The sequence below is a fragment of the Sphingobacterium sp. PCS056 genome (genome assembly GCF_023273895.1).
Lineage (GTDB): Bacteria > Bacteroidota > Bacteroidia > Sphingobacteriales > Sphingobacteriaceae > Sphingobacterium.
In genome coordinates, this window is the sequence record NZ_CP096883.1 from 2,640,552 (window position 1) to 2,656,337 (window position 15,786).

General features: G+C 37.9%; 12 protein-coding genes. 6 read left to right on the forward strand and 6 right to left on the reverse strand.

Going from position 1 to position 15,786, the window contains the following annotated elements:
* Positions 1-64: 64 nt before the first annotated feature.
* The 3 genes from MUB18_RS11005 (at position 65) to MUB18_RS11015 (ending at position 4,170) form a co-directional block, all read left to right on the forward strand.
* Positions 65-1,678, forward strand: coding sequence for a tetratricopeptide repeat protein (locus tag MUB18_RS11005; RefSeq protein WP_248753087.1), 1,614 nt, complete (start codon positions 65-67; stop codon positions 1,676-1,678).
* Positions 1,679-1,876: 198 nt separating this feature from the next.
* A complete protein-coding gene (locus MUB18_RS11010) occupies positions 1,877-3,490 on the forward strand; it encodes a tetratricopeptide repeat protein (RefSeq protein ID WP_248753088.1) in 1,614 nt (537 codons plus the stop codon).
* Between the two features lie 14 nt (positions 3,491-3,504).
* Positions 3,505-4,170 (forward strand): response regulator, encoded by a 666-nt coding sequence (locus tag MUB18_RS11015; protein WP_248753089.1) that lies wholly within the window; start codon positions 3,505-3,507, stop codon positions 4,168-4,170.
* Between the two features lie 91 nt (positions 4,171-4,261).
* On the opposite strand, the gene MUB18_RS11020 is transcribed toward MUB18_RS11015, so the two are convergent.
* The 5 genes from MUB18_RS11020 to MUB18_RS11040 all read right to left on the reverse strand — a co-directional run bounded on the left by MUB18_RS11020 (position 4,262) and on the right by MUB18_RS11040 (position 9,811).
* A complete protein-coding gene (locus MUB18_RS11020) occupies positions 4,262-4,978 on the reverse strand; it encodes a hypothetical protein (RefSeq protein WP_248753090.1) in 717 nt (238 codons plus the stop codon).
* Positions 4,979-5,609: 631 nt separating this feature from the next.
* Complete coding sequence (locus tag MUB18_RS11025) at positions 5,610-7,133, reverse strand: acyl-CoA dehydrogenase family protein (RefSeq protein WP_248753091.1); 1,524 nt, start codon at positions 7,131-7,133, stop codon at positions 5,610-5,612.
* 279 nt (positions 7,134-7,412) lie between these two features.
* On the reverse strand, positions 7,413-8,279 hold the full coding sequence (locus MUB18_RS11030; protein ID WP_248753092.1) for a helix-turn-helix domain-containing protein: 867 nt from the start codon (positions 8,277-8,279) through the stop codon (positions 7,413-7,415).
* Between the two features lie 337 nt (positions 8,280-8,616).
* Positions 8,617-9,249: an NAD(P)H-dependent oxidoreductase gene (locus MUB18_RS11035; RefSeq protein WP_045754871.1), complete on the reverse strand. Its 633-nt coding sequence runs from the start codon at positions 9,247-9,249 to the stop codon at positions 8,617-8,619.
* A 139-nt stretch (positions 9,250-9,388) separates the two neighbouring features.
* Positions 9,389-9,811, reverse strand: coding sequence for a MarR family winged helix-turn-helix transcriptional regulator (locus MUB18_RS11040; RefSeq protein WP_248753093.1), 423 nt, complete (start codon positions 9,809-9,811; stop codon positions 9,389-9,391).
* A 491-nt stretch (positions 9,812-10,302) separates the two neighbouring features.
* On the opposite strand from MUB18_RS11040, the gene aspA reads away from it, so the two are divergent.
* The gene (aspA, locus tag MUB18_RS11045) at positions 10,303-11,715 is read left to right on the forward strand and encodes an aspartate ammonia-lyase (RefSeq protein WP_248753094.1); all 1,413 of its coding nucleotides are present in this window, start codon (positions 10,303-10,305) and stop codon (positions 11,713-11,715) included.
* A gap of 261 nt (positions 11,716-11,976) precedes the next feature.
* On the forward strand, positions 11,977-13,221 hold the full coding sequence (locus MUB18_RS11050) for a PQQ-binding-like beta-propeller repeat protein (protein WP_248753095.1): 1,245 nt from the start codon (positions 11,977-11,979) through the stop codon (positions 13,219-13,221).
* A 112-nt stretch (positions 13,222-13,333) separates the two neighbouring features.
* Here MUB18_RS11050 and MUB18_RS11055 read toward each other — a convergent pair whose 3' ends face one another.
* Positions 13,334-14,140: a helix-turn-helix transcriptional regulator gene (locus tag MUB18_RS11055; RefSeq protein ID WP_248753096.1), complete on the reverse strand. Its 807-nt coding sequence runs from the start codon at positions 14,138-14,140 to the stop codon at positions 13,334-13,336.
* Positions 14,141-14,335: 195 nt separating this feature from the next.
* On the opposite strand from MUB18_RS11055, the gene MUB18_RS11060 reads away from it, so the two are divergent.
* Entirely contained in the window at positions 14,336-15,766 is a 1,431-nt protein-coding gene (locus MUB18_RS11060; protein ID WP_248753097.1) for an exonuclease domain-containing protein, read from the forward strand.
* The last annotated feature ends 20 nt before the right edge of the window (positions 15,767-15,786 follow it).

The window sequence follows — 15,786 nt, forward strand, 5'->3', positions numbered from 1 at the left end:
CTTTAGTTTATATTTATACCTCATCTTTATTATTTCTTGTAGGCAACAGCCTCTTCAAAAGGAGATGCCTATCGATAACCCTGCTTATGACAAAGCTTTTGAATATTTGGAGAATGGACATGCAGATAGTTCGTTTTATTATTTTAATGCTGCTAAACAGTTTTTTTTAGAACAGGGTGATAGTTTGTTTGTCGCAAAGTGTCTAATTAATATGTCCATCACACAGCATGAAAAAGCTGATTATTTTGGGGCACAGGAAACAGCATTGCAGGCAATTCCTTTTCTAAATGAAAACAAAACCGAGCATCATGCTTTCTTGAGCATGAATTACAATGCACTTGGAATGGCTACAGATGATATAAAAGATTATCCACGTGCTATTTCTTTTTATGAACAGGCAATCAAATATTCGAATGATCCGCAAAACACATTGGTTTATCGCAATAATTTAGCATTTAGTCTTCTTAATAATAAAAAATTAGAAGAAGCTCAACAAATTTACACTGACATTATACAGGGAACCCATAAAAGCCCTGCTGAATACGCACGTGTATTAGCAAATCTTGCACGCATTAAATGGCAACAAGATCCAACTTATCCGGCTATTCATGAATATTTGATATCATTAAAAATCAGAAAACAAGAAAAAGATTTTTGGGGCCAAAATGCAAGTCTAGCTTTTATTACAGATTATTACGAAAAGCAAAATCCGGATTCAGCTCTTATTTTTGCCAAAAGAAGGTATGCTATCGCTAAAACAATAAAAAGTCCGAATGATCAAATTCTGGCATTGAAAAAATTAATTAAATTAAGTCCCAGTGATTCTTCAAAATACTATTTTGAGATTTATAATAGCCTAAACGACAGTCTACAGCAAGCACGGATTGCTGCTAAAAATCAGTTTACGATGATCCGTTATGAAGTGGAAAAGAATAAGGCAGAAAATCTAATTCTTCAAAAAGATAATGCCGATAAAGCTTATAATATCAGTCGCCAGCGTATGTGGACGGCAGGAATTTCCATATTTTCTGTGGTGGTGATTATTGGAGGAACATTTTGGTACAAAAGACGTCAGGAGCGACTTCAGCTGGAAGCTCAAAATAGAATCAAAGCCAATCAACTTAATATCTCCAGAAAAATTCATGATGTGGTGTCCAATGGATTGTATCGGGTAATGACGGAGATTGAAAATAGGGAGAATATCGATCGGGATGGTATAATCGACCGATTAGAAATGATGTACGAGAAATCACGTGATATTTCGTACGAAACCGAAGTAACGAAACCAGAACAACAGGATTATCATATCCAGATTGCTGAATTGCTTAAATCTTTTGTGACCGAAAACCGGAAAGTGATTATCGCAGGTAATGATGCCGAACAATGGGCGCGCATCCATGTCGATATCAAAGAGCAGATCACTTGTATATTACAAGAGTTGATGGTAAATATGCGCAAACATAGTCAAGCAACAAATGTGATCATTCGCTTTGATTGGGATGTTGATGTATTACGTATTTATTACAGCGATAATGGAGTTGGAATGTCCGAATCGCAAGTAGACGGAAATGGTTTAAGGAGTATTGGTAATCGTATTGAACGTTTAAATGGTAGTATTACCTTTATAAATCAAGAAGAAAAGGGGGTGAACATTGAAGTTTTAATGTCTATTCTTTAGATTATAAGCCATTATATTTAAAATAAAAATAATAGCACAGTTACAAAACTTCGTTCTATTTTATTTTGGTTAACAGGTTGTTTATACTGGCAAAAATCAATACTTTCGAAAAAAATAGTTACTTTATTGAAACGCTTTAGTGTATACTTATACTTAATAATTTTTATTTCTTGTAGGCAGGAGCCTCTTCAAAAAGAGATGCCTATTGATAACCCTGCTTATGAAAAAGCTTTCGAATATGTCAATAGTGGAAATGCAGATAGTGCTTTTTACTATTTTGATGCGGCAAAACTGGTGTTTTTAGAGCAGGGTGATAGTTTGCAAGTTGCAAAGTGTTTAATTAACATGGCCATCACTCAGAAAGAGAAGGGCGATTATTTTGGTTCACAGGAAACAGCACTGCAGGCAATCCTTTTTCTTGATGAGAAAAAACCTGAACATCAAACTATTCTCGGAATGAATTTCAATGCGCTTGGTCTTTCTACGGATGAACTTTATGATTACCCACGTGCTATTTTTTTTTATGAGCAGGCAATTAAATATTCGGATGATCCACAAAATACAATGGTCTATCGTAATAATTTAGCGAATGCCTATCTCTATAATAAAGAGTATGAAAAAGCGCGTAAAATATTTGATAATATCCTCCATGGTACGCATAAAAATCCAGTTGAATATGCACGTGTATTATCAAATCTGACAAGAGTCAAATGCAAGCAGGATTCAACATACGTTGCAATTCATGACTTTCAAAGAGCTTTACAGATCCGTGAGCATGAGCAGGATTTTCGTGGCCAAAATTCAAGTTTAGCACATATTACCGAATATTATGAAAAGCAAAATCCAGATTCGGCTTTAATATTTGCTAAAAGATGGTATGATATCGCTAAAAAAATAGAAAGTCCTGATGATCAAATTAGGGCTTTAAAAACATTAATAAAATTAAGTCCCAGCGATTCTTCGAAATATTATTTTAGTATTTATAATAGCCTGAACGACAGTTTACAGCAAGCAAGACTTGTTGCTAAAAATCAGTTTACCATGATTCGGTATGAGGTTGAAAAAAATAAGGCGGATAATCTGAGTCTTCAAAAAGATAATGCCGATAAAGCTTATAATATCAGTCGCCAGCGTATGTATACGGCAGTAATTTCCATATTTTCTATTATTGTGATCATTTCGGGAATATTTTGGTATAAAAGACGTCAGGAGCGACTTCAATTGGAAGCTCAAAATAGAATCAAAGAAAATCAGCTTAATATCTCCAGGAAAATTCATGATGTGGTGTCCAATGGATTGTATCGGGTAATGATGGAGATTGAAAATAGGGAGGATATCGATCAGGATGGTATACTCGACCGATTAGAAATGATGTACGAGAAATCACGTGATATCTCCTACGAAACCGAAGAAGCGAAATCTGAACAACAGGATTATCATATCCAGATTGCTGAATTGCTTAAATCTTTTGTGACCGAAAACCGGAAAGTGATTATCGCAGGTAATGATGCCGAACAATGGGCGCGCATCCATGTCGATACCAAAGAGCAGATCACTTGTATATTACAAGAGTTTATGGTAAATATGCGCAAACATAGTCAAGCAACAAATGTGATCATTCGCTTTGATTGGGATGTTGACTTATTACGTGTTTTTTACAGCGATAATGGAATTGGCATGTCCGATTCGCAGGTCAAAGGCAACGGTCTTACTAGTACGGGAAACCGTATTTTCAATTTAAATGGCAAGATTACCTTTGTAACTCAAGCAGAAGAGGGATTAAAAATTGAAATTTCGATGCCTATTCTATAAAAGATGTAAAATGTATGTTTAAAAAAGTACTCATAGCCGAAGATCACGAAATAGCTAATATTTCGGTTCAAAAAACTCTTCAAGAACTTGGAATTCAAGAGGCTAAATATGTTTATTATTGTGATGATGCATGGACTTGGATTAAAAACGCGCTAAGAGATGGTGAACCTTATGATCTTTTGATCACAGATCTTATTTTTGAAGCGGATCACAACCCTCAACGTTTAACGGGTGGTATTGAACTCATCCAGGCGGTCAAAGTTTTGCAGCCGAATTTGAAAATAATTGTTTTGTCTGCTGAAAGTCGCACTGCGGTCATTGATGAACTGTTTAAAAATCGAGCGATTAATGGCTATGTTCGTAAAGCAAGACGAGATGCACAATATCTCAAAGAGGCACTTCATGCTGCACAGCAGGATAAATCGTATCAATCTCCTGAAATTAAACAGTCGATTCGCGAAAAGAATTCTCACGAATTTAGTACCCTGGATATCCATATTATTTCGCTATTGTCACAAGGTGTTCGCCAAAAAGAAATCCCATTTTATTTGCAACAGCAACAAGTCAAACCTTCGGGATTGAGCAGTGTGGAGAAGCGTCTCAGCTTGATGAAAGAAGTATTGGAGTTTTCAAAAAATGAACAGCTTATTGCTTATTCGAAAGATATCGGGCTGATCTAATGGATCGAACGTATGCCCATACAAAATTCTCCATCTCTTTGAATAGCATGGAGGATTTTATATGGGTATTAAAAAGTTTGTTTGATCTGGATTAACGGATCGATGGTTTGATCAATTGATATTGGATACCAAATCGAAAGACATTCAATCGGGCTGGTTGGGCTGACCTACCATCCATGCCGGATGTATAATCTTTGGTACCCCAAGAGTATCCTGTGAATACGGTATAGCGATCGTAATTAACATTAAATTGCAATCGGGGTCTGACGTCTACTTTCATTAAATCAGTACCTCTGTCGTGCTCAAATTCTGTTATATTACCTTGTTTATCTTCGAAGCTTCCTTTTTCCTTTATGCTCAGTGTTTTGGCTAGATCTACACCCAATTGGATATCCATCGTCATCGGCTCGAAAAGCACACGATAACCAAAGAAAGGGTTGAAATTTAAAAATTGCTGATTTAATTTGGTCATGCCCCGGCTATTATTTAAAAAGTCGTTGCCCTCTAAATTTATTTTAGTTTGTAGTCGCTCCAACGATCCTTCGATACCCAATAGGAAATTACTGCTAAACACATAGCGGTAATTGATGGCGCCACCAATATTAATTCCATACTTTTTACCGAATGGATTGTTGGTGTAATAACTTTGTTTGTCTGTGCCATTTAAGCTACTGAGGGCTGCACTGCCTGATCCTGTGAAATTGGAAAAACCAGCGTTAATGCCTAACCGGAGTTCATGAGATTGGGAAAGAGCTAAAAAATGAATGCTGCACGTAAAAAGGCCAGCCAAAATAATTTTTTTCAACATAAACAGGAGTTTTTTAATGGTAATGAAAAAGAAACGCTTGTTCTCTTTTTATATCCTGTTTAAATTTAAGCAAATGACTGCGATATATCCTATTTTGATGTTGTATTTATGTGAAATGTATCTTTAAATTGAAAAAGGGTCAGCCTACGATCTGTATGCTAACCCTTTTTCTTGATAAACCAACTAACCGATTAATCAATGTGTTTACAGCAACTATCACTTTTTTGGGGAAAGCCATAGTCAGTTGAAAACTGTGTAAATAAAAATTCCCATCTACCTCAAATGTGAATATAACAAAGATAAAATTTCCCTTACAAGGGATTTTACGGGAAACCGGAAAATTTGAAATTATTTGTATTTAATTTTTTTATTATACATGTTAGAGTTTAAAAACAACTGATTTAATGCCTTTAAGCTTCAATAATAGCTATTTTTAAAATAGTGTCGTCATCACCTTTTTATCTTATCAAATTAAATTTTTTTATAAAATTCTTATTTTTAAGACAAGAGATAGATTATCGTATCAAAGGATCTGTATGTTATGGCGATCGCTACTCGATGTGCTGGAATGCAAATGGCTGCAAAATAGTTCGGATTATTTTGCAGCCATTGAAATATAAATACGTTAAAATTATAGCGATGTGAACTTCATCCAATCGGCATTTTCTTCATAATCCATTAATGGATCTGCCGTATTGTTGCTGTTTAACTGTCCGACAAACATCGATATATCCATATGGATATGCTGGCGGGTGATCTCGGTCATCTTATCGTTAAATCCGGCATTGTTTATCAATAAAACGTATTGAAAACAAACGACACGTGATATGATTCTTCCTATGGTCATCATTTCGCGTTGTTTGGGTTGATCCGGAAGATTGAAGTTTAAGATTTCGGAAAAGAATGGCGCAGCTAATTCTGTTCCCTTATATTGTTTCAAGAAGGACAACAGGTTATTCTCTTTTCCTTTTCGCATTAATTTTGCGATGGCTTCTGCAATCTGCGTGTATAGCATTTCATTGGATCCTTCAAAAATCTGGAAAGGTCTGCTGTCTACGACGCCTCGACCAGCAATGTGGTCTAATCGATATCCATTTGCTCCTGACAACTGCAAACATATTTGTGATGATTCTTGCATCAAATCGGTCACAAATGCTTTTACGCTATTGGCATCAACTCCATGGCTGGAAAGGTCATGACTGATTGAACTGACGGAGGTACTGTACGCACACATGGCCGAACAGAGTGTGAAGGCTGCTTGTAAACGTGATAATTGGAATTTTACAGTATCCATTTCATTTAAACGCATACCTGTCACGCGTCTTTCCTGACAGTGCTGCATCGCTTCGTCCAGCATACGCTTGATAAAACCCATACCCATGCCCGGAAACTGAAGCCTACTGCGGTGCAACGTATCCAACATTAATTTGATACCAGTGCTTTCTGGCGTTAAACGCTGTGCCGATGGGACTTGGATATCAATATGATTCAGCCCATAAGGAATGGCATACAGACCTAAACTATTGTAACGTTTTTCGACGATAATCTTTTGTTCTTCAAGTGCGTCTTCGGTTAAGAAGAAATCGATGTCGCGCGTCAGTTCGCCATTTTCATTTTTCTTGCGTGCGGTAACCAACCAATAGTCAGCGGCTCCCGTCAGGCCTTGCCAATGCTTTTGTCCTTGAATATGGTAAGCATCATCTTGTTGTACGTAAGAGGTACGCATATTGAGCGCATCACTACCAAAGTCAGGCTCTGTGATCATCAGACCACCCATTGCCTTATCTTCCAAAAATCGCTTGAATACTTTTTCCTGAACAGAAAGATTACCATATTTTGCTAGTGGTTCAAGGAATAAAGCGATATTGATACCAAATATGAGCGATAGGGATAACGACTCATAGGATGCAGCAGCAAGAACACCTAAACATTCTTTTACGTGAACACCACGGCCACCATGGCTTTCTGGAATAGCAACCGAAAGGGGAGTCATATCCATGATCTTGCTCAAAAAATCAGGTGGCAAATCGCGCGATAGACTTAGCTTATTGTAATCGTATTCGTGATTAAATAGACTGGATAATCTTTCCTTAAAAGTGGATATGAAAATATCGAAATCTTGGGTCATGGTTGATTGTTCTAAAAAGTTAAGCATCTTGAAATATAGAATTAAATGATGAACAATTACGAAAGGGCATATGCAGAAACGCTAGTTGTTCACCGTCTCTTAAATTTTCAGATGAAAAGTAAGAACATAGGTAAGGTAACGAAATTCCTGAATCCAAAAAATATTTTTTTTGGGGAGTAGCATAAATTTTGTTGAAAACTGACTGCATATCGACCATCGCTTTCTACAAAAATAAGCCTAAAAACGTAACCCATGTGTATTGTTTAGTATAAATAATAGGACAAATCGTGCATATGTCAATAAAATCTATTTGGATTCATTTCGATAAGAGGTTGGCGACATGCCTACAATTTTCTTAAAGATTCGCGAAAAATAGGATGGATCGGAGAAGTCTAATTCGTAACAAATGTCGGCTATGCTTTTTGTTGATTCGAATAGCAGCAACTGGCTATGCATGACCAATACTTCTAGAATAAGCTCTTTGGATGATTTTTTAAATACGGTGGATACACACCTGTTTAAGTAATTAGGGGATACGGCGAGCTTATCGGCATAAAATCCAATCTCCTTCTGTTTTAAAAAATTCTTGTGGACAAGCTGTTTAAACATCATGGCAATCTCTTGACTACGATTGAGCATCTTGTTGGTGGCAGAAAGCTTGATAATCTTTAATAATGCCGATTTTAAAAGACTCTCAAACAACTCTTTATACGGCGATGCGGTGTGAAGTTCTTTGTAAAGGAGCCTAAAGAGTTGATGCAGGTCATGATCATCCTCCGCGGAAAGGTTATGCAACGGTGAAATATTAAAAATATTTAAGATTTCTTGCTCTCGGAATATGGAAGTCATCGCGGCATCATTGACCAATATACAGTGTCCTTTGGCAGATTTGTCTACAGATTTGATCACCGATATATTTCCATAGTTACTCATTAGGATAGCAGGCGCTTGGACAACATATTCCTTCGGACCAATCTGGTGCTTGAAATAGCCTTCGGTAATGTGTACTAGTAAATTGTAACCTAGAAAAATGGGGGGAGTTGGAAATTTAATATAGGGTGCAATTTCGCTAAGTCGAAAGATCTTTACCGGTGAACGCATATATTTGAGGTGGTCTAAACTACCAAACATAAAACGTTCTACAAATTCATCTGCGTTTACTTGTTTTTCCATGATTTGATCCCTAATATGAGAATTTTTAATAAGAACAATAAAGCTAAAAGATGTTTTCTTTCCTTTCCAATATCGAGCTTGGAAATGACAGCAATTTTACACGAAAAATAATCAAACTGATCCACTTGCGGAAGATAACTACATATAACAATAACGTTGGTTCTCAATTTCTCAATCAAGTCATCATAGAACAACAAGGGTCTAGCGTAACGAACTGCTCTTAATAAATGTTTTACTTTATCGGAGCAATTGAAACGTTAGACCCTTTAAGTTATCGGGGTTGAAGTAGTCGATTAACGGTCAAAGACTGTCATTTTTTTACCTGCAACGTGAGATATTATTTATAAATTGCAAATTCTTCTAATGGATTTCTTACTTTTTTCATGGGTGCTAACCAATCTTTTTCTTCGTCTCGGTATCCAACATACATCAATGATACACTTTTTAAACCTAAACTAGCTAAGTCAAGTACTTTATCGATCACTTGGTTGTCAAAACCTTCTGCTGGAGTGCTGTCTACTCGCAATTCAGCAGCTTGTGCCAAGGCAAGACCCAGTCCAATATAAGACTGCTTTGAAGTGTGTATAAAATGTTCTTCTGCAGTTTGTGAAGCATATAGCTTTTTGATCATGTCGGTATAGCTATTGAAACGTCCAGCTGGTAGATCCCGCTCTTCGGTAGTACGGTTGTAAATGCTATCGATACGCTCATCTGTATATTGATCCCAAGCGGCGAATACCAGTAGGTGTGAACAGTCGCGCATACATTCTGGATTTAATGCTCCAGCCATTAATTGCTCACGTATTTCTTGGCTTTCGACAACTATTATTCGAAAAGGCTGAAGTCCCGATGATGTTGGTGCTAAACGGGCTGCTTCTACAATTTTTTCGATATCCTCTTTACTTACTTTCTTGGTCGGGTCATATGCTTTTGCAGCATGACGCCACTGTAGATCTGCTATTAATGTCATTGTTTTTAATTTTAAAAGGTGTTAACCCTAATCTGAAATGCGACTCCAATTGTTTTTGATCTGTGGAAAAGATGTTTTTTCCGTAGATGTTGATGGGCATGGAGTCACAATCAACGATTCAGGCTTTTACTACTTGTTGTTATTTTAATTTTAATATTTTGTCCGCTATGCTGCGTATAGAGTCAATTTCTTCTTGTGTTATTTCCAGTTCTTGAATTAATTTCTCTGGGATGCATTTTGCTTTTTTCTTTAACTCAATCCCTATAGTTGTTAAGGAAATTTCAACGACTCGCTCATCTACCGTACTGCGTTGTCTCAGGACAATCTCCTTTTGCTCCAGACGCTTTAGTAAGGGAGTCAGTGTACCACTATCCAACAATAATTTGTGTCCGATCTGGTTGACTGTCTGCTTATCATTTTCCCACAACACCATCAATACAAGGTATTGTGGATAGGTGAGTCCGATCTCATCAAGATGAGGGCGGTAACGCTGTATGATTTCACGACTCAATGCATAGAGCGGAAAACAGAGCTGGTTGTCCAACTTTAAAAGATCTTTCATATCATTTTTGTTTGCGCTACAAATATAACAAGTTATCTGCAATTATATTGTGCGCAATATAAAAAAAATATTTATTTGAAGTATTTGTTGACAATTCTGTGGCATTTTTCTTTGCCAGATGCATATCAGAGTATTGTTAGAATGGATGGATAATTTAAGAGTGATTTTTTACTCTGATTAAGGGAAATGAATACGCGTTATAGACCTTAGCTGCTCAACTGAAAAGTTTGTTTTTTGTGGTTGACATCGTGCTACTTTTGATTAATCTGGTTTGCATCAGGTATATGCTTTATAATTTTGATTTTCATAAAACATTTTGTGTTACACAAGGGTTTTACAACAGGGAGCAGTGCTCGATCGAAGCACTGCTCCCTGTACGACTCTATGGATTAGATATCTGAAACAGAAATGGTAGCTAAATACACAACTAAGATGAAAACAGCTCTATTCCTGATCCGTGAATCTGCGATTTAATATAAAAAATACAATATATGATGACATCATCTCGAATTGAACATGATTTTTTAGGAGAAAAGGAAATTAGCAACGATTGCTATTATGGTGTACAGACATTGCGCGCCAAGGAGAATTTCGATATTACCGGAATCCCAATCGGTAGTGAACCTCTTTTTATCCAGGCATTTGGTTATGTAAAGAAGGCGGCGGCTTTGGCAAACCGGGATCTGGGAATTTTGGATCCCAAAAAAGCGGAAGCGATCGCTTATGCTTGTGACCGTTTGATCGCAGGTGAATTTACGGATCAGTTTATCAGTGATCTGATACAGGGGGGAGCAGGTACTTCTACCAATATGAATGCCAATGAAGTGATTGCTAATCTAGGACTGGAATACTTGGGGCATAAAAAGGGAGAATATATTTACTTGCATCCCAACAACGATGTCAATTTATCACAGAGTACCAATGATGCTTATCCTACTGCTTTTCGAATTGCGGTATACTTAAAAATTGCCTCCTTTTCTGTTGCTTTGGAAGAATTACAAGCGGCTTTTTTTGATAAAGGAAGAGAATTTGATGGCATTTTAAAAATGGGACGTACGCAATTGCAGGATGCAGTTCCAATGACTCTTGGTCAAGAATTTAATGCTTTTGCAACGACTTTAGGTGAAGATGTTTTGCGCATGCGGGAAGCTTCACTGTTGATCACGGAAGTGAATATGGGAGCTACGGCCATCGGTACGGGTGTAAATGCTCCTGAAGGTTATGCGCAACTTTGTGTCAAGTATCTAGCAGAGATCAGTGAGGTACCGGTGACCCTTGCTGCCGATTTAATAGAGGCGACCTATGACACGGGAGCACTGGTGCAATTGAGTGGCACCATGAAGCGAAATGCCATAAAATTGAGTAAAATATGCAATGACCTCCGTTTGCTGAGTAGCGGACCGCGATGTGGTCTCAATGAAATCAACTTACCTGCTATGCAGCCAGGTTCTTCCATCATGCCTGGAAAGGTTAATCCTGTGATCCCCGAAGTGATGAATCAGACTTGCTATTATGTGATAGGTGCTGATCTTACCGTGACGATGGCAGCAGAGGCTGGGCAATTGCAACTAAATGTGATGGAACCTGTAATAGGGATGGCGCTGTTTACGTCTTTACAGTATTTGACTAAGGCTTGCCGTACATTGAAGGATAAATGTGTCGTCGGAATCACGGCGAATGTGGAGCATAGTAAAAATCTGGTGATGCAAAGTATAGGAATTGTCACGCAATTAAATCCGATCTTAGGTTACGAAGAATGTTCTTTGATCGCGAAAGAGGCCTTGAAAACAGGAAAGTCCATCTATGAAATCGTGGTGATCGAACGGAAGTTGATCACGCAGGCGAAATGGGAAGAAATCTATTCAATTGAAAATTTAATTCACCCTAAATTTATATCACATTGATCCTGCTGTTTGTGATGTTGCACAGTATAACGATGCAAGGCATCACAGAAGCAGTGGAATTGGTATGATCTAAGAAACATAGTGTAACACAGTTGTTTAAGAAGCGTATAGGAGGTGTGTGCGTATAGAACAAAGTGAAAAATGAGCTTACTTTTTAGTATATTTGATTAGCATGAGCTTACTTTTTTCTGTTGCCTACAAACCTCATGTATTCACTGATTGACCAATTTAAAAAATTAGGGTGTCTTTATGCGCTGTTTCATGAAATATTTGTTTTCTTTTTTCTATATCTCCCTCTTTTTATTGGGTGCCAGATCGGCCTTGTATGCTCAGCAATTGGCGAGAACTGCGGATCGACAGAATGTGGTGTCTGGTTCGAAAATCACAAACAAACTTCAGCTTAAATGGAAGGTTCAAACGGGGGGACTATTGTATGGATCACCTATTGTTTATGAGGATCAAGTATTTATAGGTTCTTGTGATAGTACGCTATACGCACTTGATAAGCATAATGGATCGATCATCTGGAGATATAAAACAGGTGGAGAGGTGAGGTCGACAGTGGCGATTGACCAGCAAATGCTGTTTTTTTTGAGTTCAGATGGTATTTTTTATGCCTTAGATGTACATAGTGGAACATTGTTGTGGACTTTCGAGACTCAAGGGGAGCGGTTATATGATACTTGGGATTATTTTCAGTCTTCGCCTGCGGTGGAAGCTGGTACAGTATTTTTTGGATCGGGAGATCATCATGTGTATGCTCTTGATGCAAAGAGTGGTAAATTGATCTGGAAATTTAAAACTGGAGGGATTGTGCATGCAGCACCTACGGTTACCGCAAAGGAGGTGATGGTTGGTAGTTTTGATGGTTATTTTTATTGCTTAGAAAAGAATGGTGATTTACGCTGGAAATTTAAAACGATTGGTGAACATTATTTTCCAAAAGGGGAAATTCAGTTTCACGCGGTGGCGGCTGATAGTTCTGTGTATTTTGGATCAAGGGACTTTAATATGTATGCGCTGAAAATAAAAGATGGAAGCGGTCATTGGGTATACCATCAACCTGGGAGCTGGACAAGTGTGCCGAGTCTGGCTGGAAAAAAATTGATTGTGACGATGTCTGACTCTTATAGTGTGCTGGTCTTGGACCCTGTTTATGGTGGAAAGATTGTTGAGCCTGCTGTTCCTTTAAATGTGTTTAGTAGTGCATCCATCAGCGATTCCGTTGCTTACTTTGGTGCATTGGATGGTACGCTGTATCAATTAGATCTATTAAAAGGTGAGATTTTTCCTGTTTTCCAGCTGGACTTGAGTAAGAAAAATAGCGCATACTTTTTTGATGAAGAAGGAAGATTAAAATCAGACCTTCAAGATCGATATGGACATGATATCCATAAATTGTTTAGGGGATACTTGGAAATGGGAAGTATTTTTTCTACGGTATGGATTGATGATGCGACTTTATATTTTGGGGCAGCGGATGGGGCTATTTATGCTCTACAATAGCACCTATTTACTTTTTAATTGTAGTCTGAATGTGGCGTATGGATAGTCTGTTTTATACTACTTAAAAGTCATTTTTAAATGGAGCGTAGTTTGGATCTAACTCTTTTTTTCTTTAATTCTTATTGGTGATGAGATTTTTAATTTCTTCTAAACTTTGCAGCACGGATTCTATGACTGTTGGTGTTTCTGGCAAGGATGTAGTGTGATAGCTATGGAATTCCCATACTTCTAATACCTGTTCAAAGGGGATGGAAAAGACTTCATAAATCTGATTTAATGATCGGCACTGTAAAAAGCCGCCTTCGAGTATGCTGATGGATTTGAAGACAATATCTTGCCCCTTGAGGACGACGGCGGCCAATGTTTCGGGCTTAACCTGATCCCAGTTTTCGATAAACTTACCCGTGACATCCATTTTTTGTGGAAAAGGCAACATGGAATCCCCATGGATGGGAAAGGTGCGATAGGTGCGATGTTTAGGAAGATTTGGGATCTGATATTTTGGAAGTTCAGCTAGATAGAGCGGGTCTGCATATCCTCCTGTGATATATCCTGCCTTTCCTTGTAAGGGTACGTAATCTGCATTTTCATGATCCGTCTTGTCGACAGTGATGGCAAGTACCCGTAAATTTCCACCTTTGATATAGATATCATTTCCGGCCTGTAGATCGCGAATTTTCAATTCTCCAAGTTTACTGATATCGACCGTCAATAAGGTATCTAAGCTGATCTTAAAATAATTGGATATGGACAATAGGAAATGCGGTTCCATCGCCTTGGTTTTTCCAATTTCGATCAGCGCAAGTTTGGTGCGCGTTACATTGATGGCATCTGCAAGTACCGTCTGACTCACTTTTTTACGCTCACGAAGGAACTTGAGGTTATTAGTGAAAAATATTTTTGGTTCTTTATCTTTCATTTGTTATTATTAGAAACATATGATTGTTTCTAATAGAAACAAATATAGTGTAAAATATTGAGAAATATTGGATTGGGTTTAGCGTTATAAGGTAGAGAGATGCGTTGAAGGAGATCTCTTTCTTATAGTGGAATAATAGGAGATTCATACCGTGTCAACTCATTTAATTGGATGAAGGTGAATAAATTTAAAAATATGGAATACGCCATTGTCGATATCGAAACTACGGGCGGACATGCGCGAAGTAGCCGAATGACAGAAATTGCTATTTTGATACACGATGGTCATCATGTTGTCGAGCGTTGGGAATCATTGATCAATCCTGAGCAGGATATTCCACTGGCGATTTTTGCATTGACGGGTATTGATAATGATCTGGTCGCAAATGCTCCGGTATTTGGTGATATTGCGCAGCACGTATTTGATCTGCTTGAGGGGCGCATATTTGTTGCTCATAATGTCAATTTTGATTACTCCTTTATTCGTCATCAATTGGAAGAGGAGGGTTTTAAATGGGGGGCTAGAAAATTGTGTACTGTCAGGTTGAGCCGAAAAATCAAACCTGGTTTTCCATCCTACAGTTTAGGCAAGCTGTGTGATGATTTAGGCATTCCAATTTCCAATCGTCACCGTGCTGGTGGTGATGCTGAAGCAACTGCTTTATTATTTGCATCTCTTCTAGAATCAGACCATGAAGGAGTGCTGGAGGAGATGCTGAAAAAAACCTCAACGGACCAACGTTTTCCTCCTAATCTTGCTATCGAGGATTTTGAAGCGCTTCCAGCAGAGCCCGGGGTTTATTATTTTTTGAATCAGCAGGGTAAGGTCATTTATGTAGGAAAGGCAGTTCATCTTAAAAAACGTGTCACTTCTCATTTTACAGGACATAGTATCCATAAGCAAAGACAACATTTCTTAAAGGAGATTTACCATATCACTTTTGAAGTCTGTGCGACCGAATTGATGGCCTTATTGCTCGAATGTACTGAAATAAAAAGGCTATGGCCGGCGTATAATCGTGCTTTAAAACGTTTTGAACCAAAATTTGGTTTGTTCAGATATGAAGCACAAAATGGATATCACTACCTTGCTGTCGGGAAATTGAAAAAGCATTGTCCATGTTTGCAAACCTTTAATGTGGAATATGAAGGAATTCATGTCTTACGCCAGTTGATGATCAACTTTGACTTGGATCCGCGCATGTGTATGTTTGCGGCATCTGATACGCCGTACGCCAATAGAATTAAAGAGACTGATGTCTCTCTTCCTAATATCGAAGCGCATAATGCGCAAGTTGATTTGGCGGTCGATCATCTTTTGGGTCAGCAGCAGACTTTTGTAATCGTGGACAAAGGTAGAACGTTGGATGAAAAGAGTTACGTATGGGTGGAACAGGGTAATTTTTACGCCATGGGTTATCTCGATCACGATGCACAGCTAGCCTCAATGGAAGATATCCGCTCGAGTTTAAAGCGTTATTATGGTAATCATTATATGATGCAGCTGATCAATTCATATGTCAGTAAATACCCCAGAAAGGTGACATATCTGAATTATTTTCACAAAGCTGTCGTTTTACCCGAAGTGACCGATGATTGCGATGGAGAATCTTTGATCTTGTTTTAAGTATACCTATTATTGAATTA

Excerpts from the sequence above, each read along its gene's own strand:
- MUB18_RS11005 (WP_248753087.1), top strand. The coding sequence starts at position 65 with ATGCCTATCGATAACCCTGCTTATGACAAAGCTTTTGAATATTTGGAG.
- MUB18_RS11010 (WP_248753088.1), top strand. The coding sequence starts at position 1,877 with ATGCCTATTGATAACCCTGCTTATGAAAAAGCTTTCGAATATGTCAAT.
- MUB18_RS11015 (WP_248753089.1), top strand. The coding sequence starts at position 3,505 with ATGTTTAAAAAAGTACTCATAGCCGAAGATCACGAAATAGCTAATATT.
- MUB18_RS11020 (WP_248753090.1), bottom strand. The coding sequence starts at position 4,978 with ATGTTGAAAAAAATTATTTTGGCTGGCCTTTTTACGTGCAGCATTCAT.
- MUB18_RS11025 (WP_248753091.1), bottom strand. The coding sequence starts at position 7,133 with ATGCTTAACTTTTTAGAACAATCAACCATGACCCAAGATTTCGATATT.
- MUB18_RS11030 (WP_248753092.1), bottom strand. The coding sequence starts at position 8,279 with ATGGAAAAACAAGTAAACGCAGATGAATTTGTAGAACGTTTTATGTTT.
- MUB18_RS11035 (WP_045754871.1), bottom strand. The coding sequence starts at position 9,249 with ATGACATTAATAGCAGATCTACAGTGGCGTCATGCTGCAAAAGCATAT.
- MUB18_RS11040 (WP_248753093.1), bottom strand. The coding sequence starts at position 9,811 with ATGAAAGATCTTTTAAAGTTGGACAACCAGCTCTGTTTTCCGCTCTAT.
- aspA (WP_248753094.1), top strand. The coding sequence starts at position 10,303 with ATGATGACATCATCTCGAATTGAACATGATTTTTTAGGAGAAAAGGAA.
- MUB18_RS11050 (WP_248753095.1), top strand. The coding sequence starts at position 11,977 with ATGAAATATTTGTTTTCTTTTTTCTATATCTCCCTCTTTTTATTGGGT.
- MUB18_RS11055 (WP_248753096.1), bottom strand. The coding sequence starts at position 14,140 with ATGAAAGATAAAGAACCAAAAATATTTTTCACTAATAACCTCAAGTTC.
- MUB18_RS11060 (WP_248753097.1), top strand. The coding sequence starts at position 14,336 with ATGGAATACGCCATTGTCGATATCGAAACTACGGGCGGACATGCGCGA.